Below are 20,691 nucleotides of genomic sequence, written 5' to 3' on the forward strand. Positions count from 1 at the left end.
TTACCGTGCGGGTTTGGTTTGGGCGGAGATGGGTGGTGTTGTTGCCCCATGATGACAGTTAGGGCCGTTAGTCACTTCCGCGATGAAGAGATGGGTTTCGAAGCCCTTGTTCTGGCCGATCAGGATCTTGCCCCGGAATGGCAGGTGGAATTCCAGCGATCGCTTGACCCCGACGAGCAGGATGTGGCCCAAGGAATGGACTCTTACTGCATAACCTTGGCCAACGGAGCCTGCGCTTATGAGTGCCTTTCGTCTGCCCTGGTCGAGGAGGGCAGACTGTGCATGGTCTTCTCGGAGGACGGTGCCCAAAAATTAGGGTTGGAATCATCGCAGCTGACGCTGTCACTCGATCTGGACGCCTATCAAGTAAATGATCTGAAGAGGGGGCTCCGGTCCGTTCTCGGGAGAGACAGCAACCCACCGGCGCTCGATTGAGCGATGGATTCCGTCAGTGTGGCGGTAAGCCGATCCTTCAACGGGCAATACGAGCTCACATCATGGTCGAGGACGATTGGTGTCTTGTTCGATCTAAAGACTCACAGCTCGCCGAAGATTTGTGGATGAACGAAGGACCTCAATGACCGACCATCCAACGAGTTTCACAACCCAAGAATTGCGGGAGGTGTTCGATGCCCTGATGCGACACGACGAGGAACGCCATGGCTCGGCCACTCACCAGTGACGGGCAAGCTAAAGCGTAACTCCGTGCGCTATTACCCGGGCTCAAACCGAGATGGACGGCATGGGCACAGAACAGATGAGCAAGGTGAGTCAACATGCTCCGGTCACCCTAAGCCCTTCCTAGCACGGGCGGCTCGGTCCGTTGGCGCCTATCCCGGCTGCCGAGTTCGACCAGTCTCATAATGCAGAACGCCCTCGTGTTGTAACGCGAACAATCTGTCGGCGATTTCCTGTGACTGGGCCTCGCTGGAAGATACGGCGAAGAACCGCGGAGACATGAGATCAAGAAGGCAGCCGCGCTCGGCGAGCTCAGATCCTAGGGGCTGCCACGCGGTGGGGTGGTCAGATTTCAGCAGGACTCTGAAGGTGAAGTTCCGGGCATCGTGCTCCACCCCGGTGGCAACGAGCGCGTTCTCCGCCGATCGCATGACGCTCACACGATCACCGAAATTAAGGTCATAGAGATATGCGGGGATACCAAGAACAGTCGCTGTGCCGTCCTTCTCCAGCCGACCCCGAAGACCCTCCCACATCTGTTCCGCATCTGGCTCAGGGGACACAGCAAACCATATGGTCTCTTCCGCATCCTGTGCTTCTGGAAGGGGCTGGAGTGAGTCATGGCGCCAGTGCGCCACGACGCTGGGATGTTGCCGGTAGTCAGTCACCAGCTGAGACTATCCAACGAATACAGCCACGACATCGCTTAGGCGGACAGGTTTACTATGTGGTGTCCGGTAGAGGATCCCGGAAGGCGCTGCCCGGGCAGCAAAGGACGTTCCACAAACGAGCAATCGCGCGAGGCAAAATGACCGAAGACAGGCCGTTCACCCGGGCCAAAACCGGGGTCAGCCACGGAAGAAGAGACGATCAGGAGATGACAATCGCCAATGGTCTCATCCGGGCTGTCCTCGGGTACCAACTTGTACAATTCCGCATAGGCTACGGGGTCCACCTTGAATTGGGAAACGACTTCGAGATCACCATCGAGGCGGAATTCACCCTTAAAGCTGGCGAGATGCGGTGGACCGGCGATCCATTGACGACAGAGGCCGCGGGTGCCCTCGCACCCGTCACCTTGAAGACGGTATCGGAAGCCACGATCGGCAAAGATGGCACATTACGTCTCACCCTCGGCCAGGTGATGCTGACGGTTTCGCCGCACCCTCTTTACGAGGCATGGCAAGTCAGAGGACCCCGAGGCTTGCTGATTGTTTGCTCGCCCGGCGGTGATTACGTCGCGTGCTGGGCGCCGACACCTGCCCCCTAGTGCTGCCCCGCTAATGGATCCCTTACCGGACGTAAGCTGGCACCCACGATGGGTAGAAATCTGAATACCGGCTCGCTTGCCGCCGACACATGTTCAGCAGTCACGGCAAATCAGCAGATAGAGCTCGGATCAGGTGCTCCGAGTCGAGTTATCTTCTCCGTTCTACCTGCCTAACGGCCACCCGACCGCTGAAGAAGAAGCCTCCGGGTGGGGTGTTGACTGGAAGTCTCCACCCCATCCTCCTGGCATCCCCCGGACAAAAGACGAAACTTTCAGACGGCCTGGCCCACTTCCTTAGTAGTGGTACGAATGTTGTGTCGGTCGAGACACCCCAAGAAACGTTCCTCCACGTCGATGCTCTAATGAAAGAAGAAGACCTATGAATGAAGCTCATTGGGCCGGCCGGAGGCGACCAGGGCGTACGCAGGTCGCATGAAGTTAACCGACTACCTCGTTCGCCTGCCCAGCGGGGAGTTGGGCCATTACGAAGTTGACGAAAGCATCCCCTTCGCTGTGGCCGTGCTGATCGAGCAAGACGATGAAATACTTTTGACCCGCCAGTACCGTTTCCCTCTAAACGCCTGGATTTTTGACTTACCGGGAGGTGCCGGGGAAGTAGGAGAACTTCCTGAGGTTGCCGCGCGCCGTGAAGTGCAGGAAGAGCTTGGACTAAGAATTGATTCCATAGTGGCCCTTCAACACTTCTTCCCAAATCCTGGCCGGTCTATTTGTTTCTTGCCAAAGTCGCCGAGGAAGGTCTGGCTCCCCTAGACGACCCTTGGGAACGGGTAGCAGGTCGGCGCGTTAGGAAGTCCCATATCGGGGAAATGATCGCGGCGGGCGAGCTTGTTGATCCGTCTCTCCTCATTGCTTGGCAGAGCGCTACGGCGAAGGGCCTTCTCGGTGTTTAGCGACAGATCCCCGACCGCCCAGAGATACAGCTCTCTTCTCTTCGGCGGTCAGGGTTGATGCCGTAGGAGTTGGCTTCTTCCTCCGGATCTCTCGCCTAGTGCTCATTCGACGTATCGGACCTGACTCGGTCGGCTGGGGCCGCGTCGCGGGCTACAGACCAGCAACTCTCCGCAATATCAGCTGACCTTTATCTGGTTGAAGCGTTTCTGATTGGGCCGTTGATTCAGTGGCTAATGCCCTTGTTTACTGTTCCCACCCGCCCGCAAGAACCCATGCCAGCCGCTGCTGTGCTCAGGCAGTAGGCATGCCGGGACGGCAGCGACGTCAAGTCCCGCCGACCCGCGAAACGCAAGTGCCGCCGTCGTACTTCTTGTGAAAGTACGACGGCGGCACTTGCCGTTTGTTCCGGGGCTGAACGCTAGGCGGTCTGGCCTGCGTGCTGGCCCTCGGAGATTTCCTCGACCACCTTGGCGTTGAAGGCGGGGAGGTCGTCCGGGTTTCGGCTGGTGACCAAGCCCTGGTCCACGACGACTTCCTCGTCCGTCCAGTTGGCGCCCACGTTCTTCAGGTCCGTCTGGAGCGTGTGGTACGAGGTGACGTTGCGGCCCTTGATCACGCCGGCCTCGATGAGAATCCACGGCCCGTGGCAGATTGATGCCACTGGCTTGTGCTGCTCAAAGAAAGCGCGCGTGAAGTTCTGGGCGTCCTTGTCCACGCGGAGGTGATCCGCGTTGACGACGCCGCCGGGCAGGACCAGCGCGTCAAAGTCCGAGGCGTCGGCGTCCGCGACTGCGAGGTCGACGTCGAAGGTGTCACCCTTCTCCACGCCGTTGAAGCCCTGGAGCTTGCCCTTTTCGGGAGCGATCAGCGTGGGTTCGCCACCTGCGTCCTTCACGGCCTGCCATGGGCTGGTGAGTTCCACCTGCTCCACGCCGTCCGTCAACAGGAATGCGACCTTCTTGCCGGTGATGTTGTGTTCTGACATTGTTCCTCCTCCGTTGTGCGGCATAGGCCTTCTGGGCACACGCTGCTGCTCTGAGAGTTGTTTGTCTGACTTGATCCAGCATAGGAAAAGTCAAAGTAGTAAGCAAGCTGACTATTTCTTGGGCGGTGCTCCATTGCCGTCCTTCGTTTGCCGGATGCAGCCGGGCGCTGCGAGGCCGAATAAAATAGGCCTATGTCCGGGCGGCGTGCGGGCCTGGGAGCAAGATTATGAATACTTCATCTGCGGAGACTCACCATCAGAAGATCTTTCAGCCGTAAGCAGTGGACATGGCCATCCCGTCCAGTCGGGGCGGAGATTGCGCCGTGACCGCCATTCAAGATGATGGTGCAGGCCGATTGACGCAATACAACGTACCCCACGATCTGACGGCCGAGCAGAAGTTCGATCACTGGCGCGATTGGTATGGAAGTGCAGTGGAAACCCCTATGAGGCTTGAGCGGCGGGGCGGGCAGCCCGGTCCATCCTTCAGCCCCACCGCTACCAGTTTTGGAGTTCCCGATGTCAGCCTTATCGAGGTTCGGAACGAGCCTGCGGCGGGGTTTTGGGGCGGGAATCCAAGCTCGCATGATGTGAGGCTGGTGTATTTCAGGCGCGCCCCCTCAGTGACACTCTGCGCTCCTGACCCCTTGCCGGTCCAGTCGGGCTACGTGGGCTTCCTCGATGTTGCACGCAACGGAGGCTTCGACGCGCCGGCAGGGTTGCATGCGTTCCAGGTCAACATCAACCGGTCACGGCTGGATCTCGATGAACGGTCATACGCTCGCTTGCTGCAGCATCAGGATCTGAGCCGTCATCCACTGGTGAAGGGCTTCGTAGTGCCGTCCCTGATGAACTGGAAACAACCCGGTCTTGCCAGTGAAGCTGAGGGTGTGGCCGACATCTTTACGTCCGTGGTCACGGCCTTGGTCAGTTCCCTGCTTCAGGCGCCGGCTGATGGTTCACTTTTGGAGCCCGGGAGGCGACTGGCGATTAGGCAGTATGTGAAAGCCAATTTTCGGAACCGGGATTTGGACCCCGACGGGATTGCAGTGCATTTCAGGATTTCCCGCCGCACCCTATTCCACCATTTCGAGAATGAGTCCATGTCCTTATTCAGCTATGTCCGGTTGCTGAGGACGGTGATGGCGCTGCAGCTTCTCACTGACCCCGGCTCCAGGAAAATTCCCTTGTCCGACATTGCGAACGCAAGCGGGTTCTCAGGTCTCCAGTCAATGCGCCGGGCGTTGAAGGAGACTACGGGGCTCACCATCAGGGAGGCCCGTCAGCACGAGTCATTGGCGCGCACGAGCATCGTCAAGCTGCGGGAATCATTGTCTCCTTGAACTGGCACCGGCGCGGTGTTTGAGCTTCGCAAGATTGCTGGTGCTGCACTGTTTGATACTTTTGAGGTCCATTCCTGGCGCTTATTGACGCTTTGGCGCTTGGAGGCGTTTCCGGGCCTTCACGGGGAACTCCGGCCGGTGATAGGTTTCAGTCGATTTCCGCCGGCGATGATGGGGTGAGCACACAGCAGGAATCGGTTCCCAGCGGTTTGGGTCCAGCACAACTCAGGCGGACCCGTGTACTAGGAGTCACCATGTGTACTCATGCCAACAGCGAAATCTGCCTACATTCGCCCCAACTGGTCAGGGCCTCCATCTCCAGGTCTGGTCCCGACTGCCTTCTTGAGTTCCAGTACGACGGAGAGCTTCCCTGTATGGGGGCCTTCATCATGGGTATCGAGATGTCAGTGGGGAGCCGCGCGGATATTCGCCACTGCTGTATCGAATTCCATAAGGGGGTACCGACGGGCGCCCTGACCTACGATTTCAACGGGCATTGGCAGGCTGACCACGGACCCGTAGGCTCCATGCACGGAACCAACATTGTGCGGGGACGATTTCCAGCCTGGTCCTTCAGCGGTTGGACGCACAGCAGAGCGGCAACGGCTTTCGCCATCCAGAATGGAGCAACGACCCACTCAGGGGTCCAAGTGACTGAGGGAACGCTCAGCCGATCAGACCAGCTCCACCTCGAGGCCCTTTGAACGCAATGACGTCAGCATCCGGGCGTTGAGGCCGTCATCTGTAATAACAAGGTCCATGTCCGTCAGATCTGCATGTTTGCAGCTGCTGACCTTGCCAAACTTACTGTGGTCGGCAAGCAGAATGCTCCGCCGGGCGCTTGCATGCATGAGTCGTTTGACGGCCGCTTCGGATGCATCGTGGGTGGTGAGACCGCGGTCAAGGGAGACGGCGGTTGTTCCAAGAAATGCAACGTCAACGTTGATTTCGGCCAGCGCCCTGGCCGCCCAATCGTCCACTTCCGCGGAGGTGACCGGGCGGACGCGGCCCCCGAGGGTATAGACGGTCAGCAAAGGGGCGTCCATGAGTGCCACGGCAATGGAGAGGGTATTGGTATAGACCCTCAACGCACGGTCCCGCGGCAGTATTTCGGCCAGCTTCGCGGTGGTGGACCCGCCGTCGATCAGCACTGAGCCATTGCTCGGAAGGTGCCGGAGGGCCGCCCGCGCTATGCGTTCTTTTTCTTCGACGCGGGCCGTTCTCGCTGCTACCGGAGGCTCGTAGGTTATGCGACCCACGGGAATGGCGCCTCCGTGGACCCGGCGGAGGAGGCCAAGCTGCTCGAGCGCCACAAGGTCCTTGCGGACGGTTTCGTTCGTTACACCAAGTTCGAGAGCGATGTCAGCGGCATCCGCGCGGCCGCTGGCCCGGAGCGTGGAAAGGATAAATTCTCTTCTTTGGTCCGCATAGGGAGCGCGCGTGTCCGGGCGCCCGCTTACTTGTCCTGCGGCTGGGGTCACGGTTACCTCCTGCTGAGCGGTTCAGCCGGCCTGCTGATACCTCCCTAACGGTGTCATGAAATCCTAGCCGAGAAGAATTCGGAATAGGGCCAGCCGGTTGGCGCCGGAATGCCTCCGCCAGATTCCCGAGGAATTTGGCGGAGGCATTCACACTGCTTTCGGCAGGTCGGCTTATTCCAGTTCGCCGGATCCGGCGTGGGCAAGGGGGAGCAACTGTTCCCACAGTTCCGCGGGAATGTCCCACTCGGCAAGATCGGCGGTCTGGGCAACCCGGCGAGGCTCGGACATACCTACGATGGTGGATGCCACGCGGGAGTCCCTGATGGAGAACTGGAGCGCCGCAGCAGCCAGCGGCACGTCGTATGCCTTGCACAGCTGTTCCATCTTCCGGACCCTTTCCACGATTGCCTGGCTGGCGGGGCGGTAGCAGTAGTTGGGAACTGCGTCCGTACCCTTGACCAGCATGCCGCCGCCGAATGGTGCGGCATTGACGAATGCAACGCCACGGGCCGCCGCGTCCTGGATCAGGGGTTCAGCGGTTTGGTCGACAAGGGTGTAGCGGTTGTGGCTGATGACCACATCAAAGGCGTCGGTGGCCAGGTACTTCAGTTCGAGGTCAATGGGGCCGCCAGCGACACCCAAGTGCTTAATAACGCCCTGATTCTTCAAATCCACGAGAGCTTCAAGGGGGCCACCGGCCTCTGTTCCTTCCTCGAATGAGATCTTTTCGGGATCGTGAAAATAGACAAGCTGCAGCGTGTCCAATCCCAGGCGTTCAAGACTTTCCTCGACGGACTTGCGTACCCGGTCGCCTGAGAAGTCGGTGGTGCCGACGATCGGGTCCACCTTGGTGGCGAGGACGATGCCCTCAGGCAGGCCGCCAACTTCCTTGATGGCTTCGCCGATCCGGCGCTCGCTGTCTCCGCCGTGGCCGTATTCGTTGGAAGTGTCGATGAAGTTGAACGGTCCTTCGAACACCCTGCGGATGGTCTGTACTGCTGTTTCGTGGCTGACCTCATAGCCGTACTGGGTGGGGTGGCTGCCCAAGGCACTTGTTCCCACGCAAACGGAGGAGACAGAGAGCCCGGTGCGTCCCAGGGTGCGGTTTTGCATGTTGTGTGGTTCCTTTGAATCGGTGTTATCTGGTTGCTTCCAGGCCCTTGAAGGGGCCTGTTGGTCCTGGCTGATGGACGGTGGGGGCATTAATGGCTGGGATGCCAGGGCTGTGACGTGGAGTTGGTTGTCCCTCCGGAGCCAGCTGCTTCATGGATGAGGAGCGAAAGGTAATGATCTTGGCAGGCGTCAGCGAGGGAGTAGCCCAGATGGCGGTTTTCCGGGAGTGTGTTGCTGAGACAGGTGGCTATGGCGATCTCCTCGTCGGAGAGCCGGGCTCCTCGGAAGGGGTTCACGTAAAGGATTTCACCGGCTGTGCTGAGGGTTTCCAGATCGGCGCCTTCAAGGTTTCCGTCAATGCCGGACTGGCGCCGTTCGACGGACGCGCTGACCGGGTCGCCGTCGTCGTTCAACCAAGTCAGCCGGTTGCCCGTGAGTTCGGCGTGACTCCCCCGGAGTTGGAAGTGGCGCCCCCGCAGGGGGTTGAACCACTGGGTGTCGGTGAAGTCGTACAAAGCTGTTTTCGAGCCTGAGCTCAAGAGTGCGAACGTGGCAATAACGTCCTCAAGCTTTGTTCGATCCGGTTTGCCCTGCCGGTCCGGGCCACTCATGAGCGGGACGGGTTGGGACGTCGCCAGAATCTGAACCTGCCCGTGTCCCAGGGCCAGCACAGAGCGCAGCACGGCGATGGCATGGTAGTCGTGGGTCCACGACATTGCCGCCGAGCTGACCTCCCCGAATTTACCGGAGTCAAGGAGGCAGCGAACGGCCTGGAAGACGGGAAGGTATGGGTGCTGCTCTGCGACTTGTACCAACCCGGTGGCGCCGACGTCCTGCCACAGCGCGCGCAGGGACGGGAGATCTGCCGCGGGTGGTGTTTCCGAAAGGACAGGAATGTTCAGTCCAACGAGCGTACGGATAACGTCCGGATTGGCCTCCCGGGGGACGCAAGTGACGGCCAGCTCCGGGTTGAGGTCGTCTACTGCATGCTCAATGGTGCGGTACGTGGGAATGCCCCACTGCTGTTCCATCTCCATCCCGGCTTCTGCCGTGCGGGTGACGGCACCCACGCAGGTGAAGAGGTGAGGAAGGCACCGGGCAATACGAAGGTAGAAATCAGCACGCCAGCCCCTGCCAACGATGATGAAGCGGCGCGGTGCCCGGTCTGTCATGGCGTTCATGCCCCCGGGACCAGTACTGCCCGCCCCTGCAACTGGCCGTTCTTCAGTCTTTGCAGAACCAGGTTGGCCTCGCTGAGGGGGAAGTCTTCGTGGACGGCATGGAGCTTGCCGTCCACTGCCAAGTCGAGTACGTCCGCCATGTCCTGGCGGGTTCCCAGGACCGTTCCCACGATGGTCTTCTCGTCACCGATGTCCATGCCGCCCACTGATTGGGACACCCCGAGGATCACGCGGCCCCCGGGTTTGATGACACGCAGCGCTTCGGCCACGGCCTGGTCCGACGGCGCGAACACGATAGCTGCGTCCTGCGATCCGTCCCGAAGCACCAAACCTCCTTCGCTGCCGGAGGGCACATAGCTTCCATGGGCGCCGAGTTCTTCGGCGAGTGCACGGGCCTTGGGCCTGCGGGATACGGCGTTGACGCGGGCGCCGGTGATGGCAGCCATTTGCAGCGCCAGATGGCCAACTCCGCCGATGCCGAATACAGCCACGTTCCGGCCGGGACGCAAACGTGCCTTTTTCAAGGCGCCGTAGGCCGTGATGCCAGGGCACAGTAATGGCGCTGCTTCGGTATCGGAAAGAGAATCGGGGATCTTGCACGCGAAGTTGGCCTTGGCCAGCATGACTTCGGCGTATCCTCCGTCGCGTGTCTCTCCGGTGATTTGGCGCCGTCGACAACGCTGTTCATGGCCACCGAAGCAGTGTTCACAGCTGCCGCAGGTAGACCAGATGGGCTGGACGCCGATCCGGTCGCCCACCGCGAGGTTGGACACGCCGGGACCCAGGGCCTTCACCCGGCCGATGACTTCGTGGCCGGGGATGATGGGCAGCGCGGCGGGCGTGCCCGGCAACCATTCGCCTTCGATCATGTGCAGGTTGGACCGGCAGACCCCGCATTCGAGCACACTGATCGCAACTTCCCCGGGTCCCGGAACGGGTTCGGGGACCTCGCTGTACTCCAGCGGATGGTTCTCGATGGGGCCGGGGACCCGGAGGAGGGCGGCGTACATGCGTCTACCTTTCGAACTATAAGTCTTCGTGTTGGAGTAGCGGGCGTCCGGCCTGGGCCGGACGCCCGCAGTGTTCTCCCTCTGCAGGGAGTTGTGGCTAGTTGCTCGATGGCGCGGTGAGGAGCCCGCGGTCCATGAGGTTCTGAATGTTCATGCCACGGCGCTTGGCCTCGCGGGCAAGCCAGCCTTCGGCCGGAAGCTCGTTGAGGTATTGGTTCTTCTGGTAAATCGGCTGTTCGTAAATCCCGGCGTACATCTCGGTGCGCAGATCCTTGAACCAGTTGGTGACGCCATTGGCGGCCCGGGAGCGTCGCAGCGCCTCCAGGTCGACTACGGTGCTCACGAAGGAGTCACCGCCGCTGACGCCTTCGTTCTTCACCAGCACCCGGCCCTTGTGGTCAACAATCATCGACTGCCCGCCGAAGAGGTCGAAGAGGCTGCCATCGTCGTTGCGCTGTGGTCCAAGGTTCGGGGCGATCACCACGGCCTGGTTGAACATGGCGTGGGCGCGGTTCTGCAGCTCCCACATACCCATTCCGACCTGCGGTTCGATGAGCGTGCCGCGGATGATGAGTTCGGCTCCGTTCATCGCAAGGCCACGTGAGGTCTCCGGGTAGGCGCCCTCGTGGCAGATGATGTAGCCGATGTTGCCGATTTCGGTCTTGGCGACCGGGAAGAACGCATCCAGAAGGCTGCCGTTGCCGCGCTTCTGAATGAATTCATCCCAGATGTCGTGCGGGTTGGTGGTGCCCAAGGCGCCGCCTTCGTAAGCGTCGGACGTGGACTTGTAACGCTTGTAGATGACGTCGCCGTTGGGGTCGATGATGAAGGCTACGTTGAAGAGGTGGCCGGGGAAGTCGTCGTCGCGGACCAAGTAGAGTTCCGCGGCGATGTAGGTGTTGAGCTGGCGGGCCTTCTGCCCGAGGATCTCTGTTTCCGGGCCCGGGATGGTCATGGCGAAAGCTTCGTGGGCCTCGCGGTTGCCTGCTTTGAAGTCCGGAAGCATGCCCTGGATGGCCATCTCCGGCAGGACAACGAGCTTCACGGGCGCACCATCGGTTGCCGCCACCATAACGGCCGGGTCCATGAAGTCACAGATCCGCTTGGTGTTTTCGATGGCGTCTTCGCGCTTCTTGATGGTGTGTACGGTGTTGGACAATGCCACGACGGCATACGGGTCAACCATTTGTTGTTTCTCTTTCTTTTTCGCGGCGCCGCCTGGGGATCAGGCAGCGGGTGTTCTATCGGTGGTCTTTCGGGTGGTCAGAGATGCCGGTACGGCCGGGTCAGACTTTCTCGAGGATGTGATCGGCGCTGAGATAGGCCAGGGCCTGGAGGGTCTGGGTCGGGTTGTATCCGGACAGGGTGGGGAACTGGCCGCCTCCCACGACGTACAGACCCTTGCATTCGTGGGATTCACCGAAAATGTCGACGACGGAATCCGCGGGATTCTCGCCCATCCGATGTGTTCCCACTTCGTGGGTGGACAGGTGGTAGGCCGGGGGTGTTGGTTCCGACCAGAACTGCGTGGCGCCCATTTCGTCGGCAATGGCACGCTTGACCTTCTCGAAGTACCTCAAGGAGGCCAGATCGTGCTCGGACCAGTCATGCGTAATACGCAGGGCCGGCTGGCCGAACTTGTCCTTCACTACCGGATCAAGGTCGCAGTAGTACTTCTTGGACGGGAAGCTGGGTACTTGGTTGTGGATGCCCATGAGGCGGCGGTAGTTCTCGGAGAACCAATCCTTGAATCCCTGGCCCCAGCGGCGCATGCCGGGCGGAAGGTTGTGGGCAGCCTCAATGGGTTGGAGGTCCCCGGGAATGCTGGTGAGAACCGATCCCCACAGCACACCTTCATCGTTGTCAGGCACTCCGTCGCAGTTCAGGTCGTCCACGACACTGGCGGCAACCAAGGGTGCCATGAAGGGGTTGCTGAACTCCGGCAGGACCACACTGCACCAGCCGAAACTGTGCGTCATGAAGTTCCGGCCCACTTGTCCGTTGGCGTTGATGCCGGAGGCGAGCAGCAGGCGGCTGTTTTCCAGGGCGTAGCACGCCACTACCACCAGATTGGATCGCACTTGGTGGACGTTGCCCTCGGCATCGAAGTAGGAAACTCCGGTAATCCGGCGGCCGGAGGGGTCACGGTCCAGCCTGAAGGCCCGCGAGTTGGAGCGGATTTCCAGGTTGCCTGTCTGCAGCGCGGCCTCGACTGACGTGATGCGGCTCGACTGCTTGGCGTTGACGTGGCACAGGAAGCCGTGGCAGAAACCGCAGTACTCGCAGCCCTTGAGCGACTTGTAGTCGGTGGATGCTACGGCCGCCGGCTGCTGGAAGGGGCGGTACCCGAGGCGCTGGCAGGCCGCCTTGAACCGGTCGTCGGCCGGCGCAGTGCGCAGCGGGGGCATTGGGAAGCCCCGCTCACGGGGGGATTCGTAGGGGTTGCCTTCCGGGTCCGGCGCACCCTTGACGTTGCCTGCCCGGCCCGAGACTCCAAGTTCCCACTCCACGCGGTCGTAGTAGGGTTCGAGGTCCTCGTAGCCGATCGGCCAGTCCACCATGGTGGAGTCCTCATCGAGGGCATCTGGTCCAAACCGTTCCTCGATCAGGGATTTCATCCGGAAGTCCGCATCCCGGTGGCGCCAGGAGGCGCCGCCCCAGTGCAGGGTTCCGCCGCCCGGACCTATGGAAGGCGGCAAGTGGAGTGGTTCGCTGTTACCCCGTACCCCTGCAGCCCAGGGGAGCAGGCGTGCCGTGGACTTCTCGTCCGGCCGCCAAGTGACGGGGTCGGTTGCCAGTTGCGGGACAAGGGAGCCGCGCGAGTAGTACTTGACTTCATCCTGCTTGAAGGTGAATTCCTCGGTTGTGTGCACGGGACCTTTGTCGAGGGCCAGCACCCGGATCCCGGCCTTGGTCAACTGTTCGGCGATAATCCCGCCGGATGCTCCCAGCCCGACGACGATGGCCTCTGCAGTCTCAGTCATCTGCGCGCCTCAACTCTCTGCGTAGATCTTCAAGGGTCTTGATGGGGATGGTCTTGGAGTCGAAACCGGGCCGCATTTGCTCGGCGTCGTAGCCCCACTGGGCTCCCGGGAAGCCGACCAATTGCCATCCCAGGGCCTCATGGTTTCCGCCGTATTGGGGATCGCAGAACATGCCCTGGATGGTGTGCTCCCAGACGAGCGCAAAGAAAGTGGACAAGAGGCCCTCGTCCGGGGAATCCTGCGGGGCCGCCGTGGATTCATTCGCTGTGTTCGCCTCGATGCGTTCCAGCACGTCGTCCTTGCGTTCGTCCGATAGCTCCGCGAACCGTTGCCCATAGAGGTCCAACGTGAGGACATTCAGGGCTTCGACTCCGTCGCGGTAGCAACGGCGAAGGGCTTCGTCCTCGTCAGCTACGGTCCTGTCTATGTAGGTGATGACTTTGGTTTCCCTGGCGCCGGGCTTTCCGTCCCCGCTGGGAAAGATGCGTGCGCAGACCGCGTCAACGGTTTCGGCTTCAGTTTCCGTGAGGAAAACCCAGCGCACTTTCGTGGCTTCGTTAGTGGCGGGCATTCGCGTCCTCCTTCTGGTTTGCGGTTTCAGCGCCGGCCGGCGTTGCTTCGTGTGCGGGCAGGCCTGTGTAGCGCTGCTGGAAGAGAACTTTTCGTAAGGCTCCGGGCAATTTGTTACCCACCCCACTGGTAAACAGGACCGCCAGGAGGATTACAGCGCCCTTGACAATCAGTTGGGGCTGGGCCTGGATGCCCAGCAGGTCCATGATGTTCAGGATCACCGCGATGATCAGGCCTCCCAGGACGGCGCTGATGGGGTCGCCGGTCCCGCCAAAGAGCGAGGCCCCGCCAACTACGACGGCGGCAATTGCGTTGAGCTCGTAGCCCTCACCGATGATGGCGCTTCCCTCGGTGAGCTGTGCGGCGATCATCACGCCGCCCAGACCGGCCAGAAGGGAGGACAGGCAGTAGGCGCCGATGATGTCCCGCTTGATGGGAAGCCCGGACAGCCGGGCCGCTTCTGCGTTCCCACCCAAGGCGAACAGCCTTCGACCGAAGCGTGTCTGGGCCATGACCACCGCGAAGACGATGGTCACAAGAAGGGCGATCATGACCGGTGCGGGCATCGGGCCGAGGTTGGCGGTGAAGGCGGCTAGAAAACCTTGGTCTTCGATGGCTACCTGCCTGCCCGTCTGGAGCATGTAGGCCACGCCCCGGGCGATGCTCATCATGGCAAGCGTCACGATGAATGGCGTGATGCCGCCGTAGACGATCATGAGGCCATTGAATATTCCGATCAGGCCGGCAGTGAGGAGCGCCAGGAGGAGGGCGACTGGCCAAGGTGTGCCCTGTTGAAGGGCCAGCCCGACGATCACCGATGATACTGCGGCAACAGCGCCTACCGAGAGGTCGATGCCACCGGTGACAATGACGAGGTACTGCCCGACGGCAAGGATGGACACCACAGATGCGGTGATCAGGACCGATATGAGGTTCCGTGAGGTCATGAAGTGCTGGGAGAGGGCGCTACCGACCAGAAGGACGATGGCGCCCACGGCCGGCAGGTATCCCTTTGAGCCGAGCGAAGAGACGAAGGTGCGGAGCGAGGTAACGGCGCCCGGCAGACTCCGGAATGGCTTCCGTGCTGTCGGCGGGGGAGTGGTATTGGTAGCCACGGGTTTGAACTCCATTGTTTGGTTTGGGGAAGGTCAGTTGAAGCGGTCGAGGATCGCGGCCTCCCCGCGCTGCTCGATGTCGCTGCGGCTTACGGTGCCGACGGTCCGGCCCCGACTGAGGATGAGCACCCGGTCGCACATCAATGCCTCGTCGATTTCGGACGTGATCAGGATGATGCTGCCGCCCTGGTCGGAGAACGTACGGATGAGTTCGTAGATTTCGAGTTTTGCCCCGACGTCCACGCCCCGGGTGGGTTCGACGATGATCAGTGTGCTGACGCCGCTGACCAGCCATTTCGCAAGTGCGACTTTTTGCTGGTTGCCGCCGCTGAGGTTCCCCACTGCTTCGCCGACGTGTGCGGTCTTGATCGCCAAGGCGTCACGCATGGCTACAGCCGCTTTATGTTCTTTGCTCTTGCTGAGGAAGTATCCCGGTGAGAATCGCGGCAGGGAGGCCATCGTGATGTTGCGGGTGATGGACATGCCCAGGATCAGCCCCTGCGTCTTGCGTTCCTCGGGGAGGAGGCCGATGCCCAGGGCGATCGAATGTGCCGGATCCTGTCTGCGCCGCTCGCGCCCGTTGACCAGGAAGCGCTCGTGCTGGGATTTCTCAGCACCGAACAGGGCGGCGGCAAGCTGGCTTTGGCCGTTACCGGACAGTCCTGCTATGCCGAGCACCTCTCCTTTGTGAAGGTCCAGATCCACACCGTGCAGGTCGTGGCCATCTCGGAGGCCGCGGACTGACAGCGCTACCTCGCTAGCGGTCCGGCCGGTGCCGAGCCTTGGCAGGTCGCCTTGTCCCACCTGAAGTTTGGCTGACCGCTCGGGGCTGATGCCCCCGAGCATGGATTGCAGGATGGCGTCATGCTGTTTTTCGTCGCTGTCATGAAGCGCCACGCGCTCGCCGTCCCGAAAGACGGAGATCCGGTCGCAGATCGCGTACATCTCATCGAAGTGGTGTGAGATGTAGATGATGGCAAGGCCCAGCTTCTTGAGTTGGTTCAGCAGGTCGAACAATTGGTTGACATCATGCCGGGGCAAGGTGGCTGTGGGTTCGTCGAGGATGAGGACCCGGGCATCCCGAGTAAGCGCCTTGGCGATCTCCACGGCCTGCCGGTGGGCGATCGGCAGGGACGCCACGGTGGCCCGGACGTCGATGTCGAACCCGAGACGCAGCAGCTGTTCCCGGGCCTGGTTGCGCACCTTGGACCAGTGGATTGTGCCGACGGTGGTGCGGGGCAGTTCTCCGACGTAGATGTTTTCCGCGACGGAGAGGTGGGGGACGAGGCTGAGTTCCTGGTGGACGGTCATGATCCGCGCCCGCTGGGCCGCCTGCGGGTTATCCAGCGTGACGGCCTCCCCGTCAATCAGGACACGGCCGGAATCAGGCTTCTCGACCCCCGAGAGGATCCGCACGAGGGTGGATTTCCCGGCGCCGTTCTGTCCGGCGATGCCGTGGATTTCTCCAGGCATGACTTCGAGGTCCACGCCGGCCAGGGCCTGGGTTCCCGGGTAGGCCTTGGACACTCCCGATACGGCGATCAGTGGGCGCAACTTGGGCCCAGCGGGTGCAGTCATGATTGGGTCCTGCCTATTCGGCGCCGGCGAAGGCGAGGTCGTCGCTGATGTACTGCCCGGCGTTCTCGGGGGTGACGGCCAAGGCTGGCAGAATCCGGGTAGCGGGGGAGCCCTCACACTTGCCGGTAGGGGCGCCGGTCACGGCGGCGATCGCCTCGTCCACGGCGTAGGCGGCCTGGAGCGCGGGTTGGTTCAGGCCGTCTGCGACCACGGGGGAGGCGGGATCCTTTGCCATCGACTTGATAACGTCCATTCCACCGTCAAACCCGGCGAGGATGACGTCGGTTTTGCCGCTCTGGTCCATGCGGCCTGCGCCCTTGAGAGCTTCGATCACGGCCGGCATCACGACGTCGGTCTGGTTGAACACCACATCGATGTCGGGGTTTCCTGACAGCACGTTTCGCATCGCAGTCAGTGTTTTGTCCGGCAGCGCTTCCCCGTAGTTGTTGGGGATTCGCTTGGTTTTCACCGTCGGGTGCTGCTCCATGTACTTGTTCCAGCCGGCCATGAAGCCGTTTTCGCGGCTTTCTGTAACGAGCTCCTGCGGGAACAGGGCTTGGATGTAGAGGTTGACGGAGGAGTTTTCACCCTTCTTGGCGACGGCGGCCGCCGCGGCCTTCTCGCCTACCAACTCGGCGGTCGCTTCGCCGTCGTCGTGTACGTTGCAGGCCACTTTCTTGGCGAGTTCCTCCGAGACGCGGTCGTTGACCACGATTACGGGGACGCCGGCGGCCTTTGCCGCTTCAATGCCGCTGGCAACGTTGCGGTCGCCTACCGGTTCGATGATGATCGCCTTGGCACCTTTGTTGATGAAGGTCCTCATCTGCTGGATCTGGGTTTGGGCGCTGCCTTGGGCGTCGACGGCTTCCATGGTCCAGCCCTTGGCGGTTCCGGACTTCACGGCGCCGTCGGACATGGTGCTCAACCAGGAGTTTCCGGCGATAAACCGCATGGAAATCCCGATCAGGCCCTTCTCATCGGAGGACGAGCTGGCCGGAGCCGAGCCTCCGCAGGCCGTGAGGCCGATCAGGGTTGCAGCAGAGAGAGATGAGACAAGTGCGAGCCGCGCTGTTCGCTTGGTAATCATGGTTCTCCTTTGAAAATGGGTTGGGTGTAGCCAGGCATGGGCCTCGGAGCGCGAGGCTCAGGTGTGTGACGGGGTGAGGAGAGGCTTAGGCCATGCTCCCCGCCGGAAGGCCTGCTGCGGTGCAGGGTTCCTGGAGGGCTCGGTTCCGGTCGAGATCGTCGCTGATGTCCACTCTTATCTGCGGCCTGCAGCCGCGGTACAGAGTGCCCTCGTTTTGGACGGCGTCCGCCGCCCAGGCCAATCCCTCGTGAAGGGCTTGGCGTCCGTTTGCGCCGCCGGCAAGGAAGCCGGCAAGCAGTGCATCCCCAGCACCGACGGTGCTGACGACGCGGTCAACCCGTGCCTGGCCGAAAAGGCATCCGGAATCGTCGAGGAGGATCGCTCCGTCTGATCCGAGGCTGGCCAGAACGGCCCGGGCTCCCAGTTGTCGAATTTCCTGGGCGGCGTCCACGACGTCACCCAAGGTCTCCAACGCACGTCCAGTGAGTTCCGCGAGCTCGCCGGCATTGGGTTTGACCAGGTCAGGCCCATGCGGAAGGACGCTCCGCAGGGGTTCTCCCGAAGTGTCGACGGCCACCCGGGCGGTCCGTCCGTGGCCCCCCTTCACGAGGTCGATGTACAAACTTTCCACCGCGCCCTCCGGCAGCGTCCCGCAAAGGACGAGCCAGTCATGAGCCTTGATCTGCTCCAGGGCTTTTTCGACAAGGGACGTGGCCTCCGCGGCGTCCAAGGTGGGGCCTACCTCGTTAATCTTGGTGACGGTCGCGTCAGGTTCCACCAAGCTGACATTGCTTCGGATCTCTTCCGCGATCGGCACCGCGATGTGGGGGACACCCAGCTCCGAGAGCATGCCGGTGACCTGCACCCCGGTAAAGCCGCCAGCGGGCAGGACAGTGACGACGTCGATGGCGTTCGCATGCAGCGCGACGGCGACGTTGACCCCTTTGCCGCTGGGTTCGTTGTAACTCCGGGGACTGCGGACAACATCTCCGTGGTCCAGCCGGTCAATTGACATGGTCCGGTCAAGGCTCGGATTCGGTGAAACGGTCACGATCATGCCAGTTCCACCTCCACCCCTGCAGCCTGGATGGCCTTGAGCTCCCGGTCGTCAAGGTCCGAGTCGGTGATGATGAGGTCAATGTCAGCCAGGTCTGCGTGTTTGCAGTTGCTCACGCACCCGAATTTGCTGTGATCGGCCAGGAGGACGCGTCGCCTGGCGCTTTGCAGCATGAGCCTTTTTACCGCGGCTTCGGCGGGATCGGGGGTTGTGAGGCCCCTGTCTACTGAAATGGCGTTCGCTCCGAGGAAGGCAACATCGACGTTTATTTCAGCAAGCGACCGCGATGCCCAGTCATCCACCTCGGCCTCCGTGAGCGGCCGGACCCGGCCACCGAGCGTGTGAACCGTGAGCAACGGTCTGTCCAGAAGGCTGGTGGCAATACTCAGCGTGTTCGTATACACGGTCAACTCCTTGTCATACGGGAACATGGCGGCCAGCCTGGCTGTTGTTGATCCGGCGTCGAGCAGCAGCGAACCTCCGCTGGGCAGGTGGCGCAGTGCTGCCTTGGCGATGCGGGTCTTTTCGTCACGGAAGCCGGTCCGCGTCGATACCGCCGGCTCGTAGGTCAGTCGTCCCACCGGGACGGCTCCGCCATGAACCCGGCGCAAGAGGCCCAGTTGCTCCAGGGCCATTAGGTCCTTGCGCAAGGTTTCGCCGGTGACGCCGAGTTCCTCTGAGATGGCGGCCGCATCGGCGCGGCCTTCTGTGCGGAGACGCTCAAGAATGAGCCCGCGTCGCTGCTCCGGGAAAGGGACGCGGGAATCAGAACGGGCCTGATTGCGGTCCGGGACGTGGTTCACAGCAGGGCCCCTTCTGCTCGATGGGTGGTATGGGCGCGCTGGCTTGTGCCCAACGGAAACTCCTCAACCGATCTGTAGATGCCGGCAGCGAGGCCTCCAAAAAGGGCAGCCCCCCGTGCCCCGGCTTCTTTGGCCGGAGACACGGTCAGCGGGCCGAACACCCTTTCCTTGTTCTCCAAGAGGCCCTTGCTGAGCGACCAGCCGCCCGTGACCACCATCCGGGAGTGGGTACCGGCAGCCTGGGTCATCCGGGAGTGGACATCCAGGGCCTGTTGGGTCACGGCGTCCAGGGCTGCGTGCCAAATGTCTGCCTGGCTGCTTGAATTCGTGGAGCCGTGGAACACGAGTTCCTGCCCGGCATGGATCGTGGCGTACAGGGCACTGGCGCTATGGGAGGCCTCAGCGTCAAGCCGGGCGATGTCCGTGGTGTCGAGGCCAAGCATCTTCAATGCGTTCCGGAGGACCAGCCCGGCCTGGGTTCCGCCCAGGAGTGTCCACTTCTGATCGAGGACGGACCACCCCGCAGTAATTCCGGTGGATGTCAGCTCCAGCAGCGCTGATTCGGAAACGGCCGGGTCGACGATCCGTACCAGGGCTTCGGCGGTTCCGCAGGAGTCAAGGACGTCACCGGGAAGGTGGGCCCCCGCTCCAACGACAGCTGCCTGGTGGTCATGACCCGCCACTGTGATTGCTGCTCCGGTGAGGCGGCTTATGCCCGCTCCGGCGCTCACTGTACCGAGGTTGGTCCCTGCCGTCGCAAGTTCGGGCATCAGCGCCTGAGCGGCCCCTGTCCATTCGAGGGTTTCGCTCCACCAGTTGCGGGTAGTGAGATCCATCCAGCCTGTACGGGACGCGAGCGAGAGCTCGGAAACGGGAGCTCCTCCCAGTGCGAAGGCCATCCACTCCGCGATGTTGAGGCGCAGCATCGCCTTCCGGGTCTCCGGTACGTGGGCCAAGAGCCAGCGGTGCTTGGTCAGGGACCATTGCTCGCGCAGGGGCAGGCCGGTACGGGCGGCAAATAGGTCCTCCTCGATTGCCGTGCGCAGGCTTTCCAGTTCGGCAAGATCCCGCCGGTCATGCCAGGCGATAACCGGTCCCAAAGCTTTGCCGTCCCGGCCGATCAGCACGCCGGATTCGCCCATGCTGGTGATGCCAATGGATGCGGCTGCACCGCTCGGCGCTGCGGACAGTGCGCTGGTCAGCGCCGAGGCCGCAGCCTCGAGAAGCTCGGGAGCTTCCAGCTGGGTCCCTTCGTCCGAGACGGACCAAGGGGTCGCGGACCGTCCCTCGGCGAGGGCAGCGCCGTCCTCGTCGTAGACGACGGCCTTGACCGCCGTCGTTCCGATGTCGAGTCCTACGAGAAGCACCTTTGCGTCCTGACTATTGGTTGATTGGAAGTTATTGGATATTGTTGTTTTTCATTGGGGATGTTGTCAAGCTCACATTCAAAGTCCTTGATTCAAGACGTGGATAGTTCCAACCAAAAGCAACGGGAGGTCAATTTGGCCCTGGCACACACTGGTG

The 20,691-nt window shown here is 61.7% G+C and carries 19 protein-coding genes; 4 read left to right on the forward strand and 15 right to left on the reverse strand.

Annotated elements, in window-relative coordinates:
- The first annotated feature begins 48 nt into the window (after positions 1–48).
- Positions 49–435, forward strand: coding sequence for an Imm10 family immunity protein (locus N5P29_RS00425; RefSeq protein ID WP_262276753.1), 387 nt, complete (start codon positions 49–51; stop codon positions 433–435).
- 395 nt (positions 436–830) lie between these two features.
- On the opposite strand, the gene N5P29_RS00430 is transcribed toward N5P29_RS00425, so the two are convergent.
- Complete coding sequence (locus tag N5P29_RS00430; RefSeq protein WP_262276754.1) at positions 831–1,346, reverse strand: DUF4265 domain-containing protein; 516 nt, start codon at positions 1,344–1,346, stop codon at positions 831–833.
- A 140-nt stretch (positions 1,347–1,486) separates the two neighbouring features.
- On the opposite strand from N5P29_RS00430, the gene N5P29_RS00435 reads away from it, so the two are divergent.
- Together N5P29_RS00435 and N5P29_RS00440 are read left to right on the forward strand one after the other, a co-directional pair.
- A complete protein-coding gene (locus tag N5P29_RS00435) occupies positions 1,487–1,948 on the forward strand; it encodes a DUF6188 family protein (protein WP_262276755.1) in 462 nt (153 codons plus the stop codon).
- 432 nt (positions 1,949–2,380) lie between these two features.
- Complete coding sequence (locus N5P29_RS00440; RefSeq protein ID WP_262276756.1) at positions 2,381–2,719, forward strand: NUDIX hydrolase; 339 nt, start codon at positions 2,381–2,383, stop codon at positions 2,717–2,719.
- Between the two features lie 559 nt (positions 2,720–3,278).
- Here N5P29_RS00440 and N5P29_RS00445 read toward each other — a convergent pair.
- Positions 3,279–3,845 (reverse strand): type 1 glutamine amidotransferase domain-containing protein, encoded by a 567-nt coding sequence (locus tag N5P29_RS00445; protein WP_262276757.1) that lies wholly within the window; start codon positions 3,843–3,845, stop codon positions 3,279–3,281.
- A 287-nt stretch (positions 3,846–4,132) separates the two neighbouring features.
- Here N5P29_RS00445 and N5P29_RS00450 point away from each other — a divergent pair, with 287 nt between their 5' ends.
- Positions 4,133–5,188 carry an AraC family transcriptional regulator gene (locus N5P29_RS00450; protein WP_262276758.1) on the forward strand — a complete coding sequence of 352 codons (1,056 nt, stop codon included), beginning with the start codon at positions 4,133–4,135 and terminating at the stop codon, positions 5,186–5,188.
- A gap of 674 nt (positions 5,189–5,862) precedes the next feature.
- On the opposite strand, the gene N5P29_RS00455 is transcribed toward N5P29_RS00450, so the two are convergent.
- From N5P29_RS00455 to N5P29_RS00515, 13 genes are all read right to left on the reverse strand, one after another.
- Positions 5,863–6,669, reverse strand: coding sequence for a DeoR/GlpR family DNA-binding transcription regulator (locus tag N5P29_RS00455; protein ID WP_262276759.1), 807 nt, complete (start codon positions 6,667–6,669; stop codon positions 5,863–5,865).
- 171 nt (positions 6,670–6,840) lie between these two features.
- Positions 6,841–7,782, reverse strand: coding sequence for an aldo/keto reductase (locus N5P29_RS00460; protein WP_262276760.1), 942 nt, complete (start codon positions 7,780–7,782; stop codon positions 6,841–6,843).
- A gap of 89 nt (positions 7,783–7,871) precedes the next feature.
- Positions 7,872–8,963: a Gfo/Idh/MocA family protein gene (locus N5P29_RS00465; protein WP_262276761.1), complete on the reverse strand. Its 1,092-nt coding sequence runs from the start codon at positions 8,961–8,963 to the stop codon at positions 7,872–7,874.
- A complete protein-coding gene (locus tag N5P29_RS00470; RefSeq protein WP_262276762.1) occupies positions 8,960–9,973 on the reverse strand; it encodes a zinc-dependent alcohol dehydrogenase family protein in 1,014 nt (337 codons plus the stop codon). Before N5P29_RS00470 ends, N5P29_RS00465 begins: the two co-directional genes overlap by 4 nt.
- Before the next feature lie 97 nt (positions 9,974–10,070).
- A complete protein-coding gene (locus tag N5P29_RS00475) occupies positions 10,071–11,159 on the reverse strand; it encodes a nitrilase-related carbon-nitrogen hydrolase (RefSeq protein WP_262276763.1) in 1,089 nt (362 codons plus the stop codon).
- A 100-nt stretch (positions 11,160–11,259) separates the two neighbouring features.
- Complete coding sequence (locus N5P29_RS00480; RefSeq protein WP_262276764.1) at positions 11,260–12,957, reverse strand: GMC family oxidoreductase; 1,698 nt, start codon at positions 12,955–12,957, stop codon at positions 11,260–11,262.
- Positions 12,950–13,528 (reverse strand): gluconate 2-dehydrogenase subunit 3 family protein, encoded by a 579-nt coding sequence (locus tag N5P29_RS00485; protein ID WP_262276765.1) that lies wholly within the window; start codon positions 13,526–13,528, stop codon positions 12,950–12,952. The genes N5P29_RS00480 and N5P29_RS00485 overlap by 8 nt, the downstream gene beginning before the upstream one ends.
- A complete protein-coding gene (locus N5P29_RS00490) occupies positions 13,515–14,642 on the reverse strand; it encodes an ABC transporter permease (RefSeq protein WP_262276766.1) in 1,128 nt (375 codons plus the stop codon). The genes N5P29_RS00485 and N5P29_RS00490 overlap by 14 nt, the downstream gene beginning before the upstream one ends.
- Before the next feature lie 33 nt (positions 14,643–14,675).
- On the reverse strand, positions 14,676–16,220 hold the full coding sequence (locus N5P29_RS00495; protein ID WP_262276767.1) for a sugar ABC transporter ATP-binding protein: 1,545 nt from the start codon (positions 16,218–16,220) through the stop codon (positions 14,676–14,678).
- A gap of 13 nt (positions 16,221–16,233) precedes the next feature.
- Complete coding sequence (locus N5P29_RS00500; RefSeq protein ID WP_262276768.1) at positions 16,234–17,307, reverse strand: sugar ABC transporter substrate-binding protein; 1,074 nt, start codon at positions 17,305–17,307, stop codon at positions 16,234–16,236.
- Positions 17,308–17,392: 85 nt separating this feature from the next.
- Positions 17,393–18,364: a 1-phosphofructokinase family hexose kinase gene (locus N5P29_RS00505; protein ID WP_262276769.1), complete on the reverse strand. Its 972-nt coding sequence runs from the start codon at positions 18,362–18,364 to the stop codon at positions 17,393–17,395.
- Positions 18,361–19,167 (reverse strand): DeoR/GlpR family DNA-binding transcription regulator, encoded by an 807-nt coding sequence (locus tag N5P29_RS00510; RefSeq protein ID WP_262276770.1) that lies wholly within the window; start codon positions 19,165–19,167, stop codon positions 18,361–18,363. Before N5P29_RS00510 ends, N5P29_RS00505 begins: the two co-directional genes overlap by 4 nt.
- Positions 19,164–20,534 carry an FGGY-family carbohydrate kinase gene (locus N5P29_RS00515; RefSeq protein WP_262276771.1) on the reverse strand — a complete coding sequence of 457 codons (1,371 nt, stop codon included), beginning with the start codon at positions 20,532–20,534 and terminating at the stop codon, positions 19,164–19,166. Before N5P29_RS00515 ends, N5P29_RS00510 begins: the two co-directional genes overlap by 4 nt.
- Positions 20,535–20,691: the final 157 nt, after the last annotated feature.

Source organism: Paenarthrobacter sp. JL.01a (assembly GCF_025452095.1).
Taxonomy (GTDB): domain Bacteria; phylum Actinomycetota; class Actinomycetes; order Actinomycetales; family Micrococcaceae; genus Arthrobacter.

Bases quoted from the DNA above. Each gene is read 5' to 3' on its own strand.
- N5P29_RS00475 (WP_262276763.1), bottom strand. From the start codon at position 11,159: ATGGTTGACCCGTATGCCGTCGTGGCATTGTCCAACACCGTACACACC.
- N5P29_RS00505 (WP_262276769.1), bottom strand. From the start codon at position 18,364: ATGATCGTGACCGTTTCACCGAATCCGAGCCTTGACCGGACCATGTCA.
- N5P29_RS00500 (WP_262276768.1), bottom strand. From the start codon at position 17,307: ATGATTACCAAGCGAACAGCGCGGCTCGCACTTGTCTCATCTCTCTCT.
- N5P29_RS00470 (WP_262276762.1), bottom strand. From the start codon at position 9,973: ATGTACGCCGCCCTCCTCCGGGTCCCCGGCCCCATCGAGAACCATCCG.
- N5P29_RS00450 (WP_262276758.1), top strand. From the start codon at position 4,133: ATGGCCATCCCGTCCAGTCGGGGCGGAGATTGCGCCGTGACCGCCATT.
- N5P29_RS00485 (WP_262276765.1), bottom strand. From the start codon at position 13,528: ATGCCCGCCACTAACGAAGCCACGAAAGTGCGCTGGGTTTTCCTCACG.
- N5P29_RS00495 (WP_262276767.1), bottom strand. From the start codon at position 16,220: ATGACTGCACCCGCTGGGCCCAAGTTGCGCCCACTGATCGCCGTATCG.
- N5P29_RS00425 (WP_262276753.1), top strand. From the start codon at position 49: ATGATGACAGTTAGGGCCGTTAGTCACTTCCGCGATGAAGAGATGGGT.
- N5P29_RS00465 (WP_262276761.1), bottom strand. From the start codon at position 8,963: ATGAACGCCATGACAGACCGGGCACCGCGCCGCTTCATCATCGTTGGC.
- N5P29_RS00440 (WP_262276756.1), top strand. From the start codon at position 2,381: ATGAAGTTAACCGACTACCTCGTTCGCCTGCCCAGCGGGGAGTTGGGC.
- N5P29_RS00460 (WP_262276760.1), bottom strand. From the start codon at position 7,782: ATGCAAAACCGCACCCTGGGACGCACCGGGCTCTCTGTCTCCTCCGTT.
- N5P29_RS00435 (WP_262276755.1), top strand. From the start codon at position 1,487: ATGACCGAAGACAGGCCGTTCACCCGGGCCAAAACCGGGGTCAGCCAC.
- N5P29_RS00480 (WP_262276764.1), bottom strand. From the start codon at position 12,957: ATGACTGAGACTGCAGAGGCCATCGTCGTCGGGCTGGGAGCATCCGGC.
- N5P29_RS00445 (WP_262276757.1), bottom strand. From the start codon at position 3,845: ATGTCAGAACACAACATCACCGGCAAGAAGGTCGCATTCCTGTTGACG.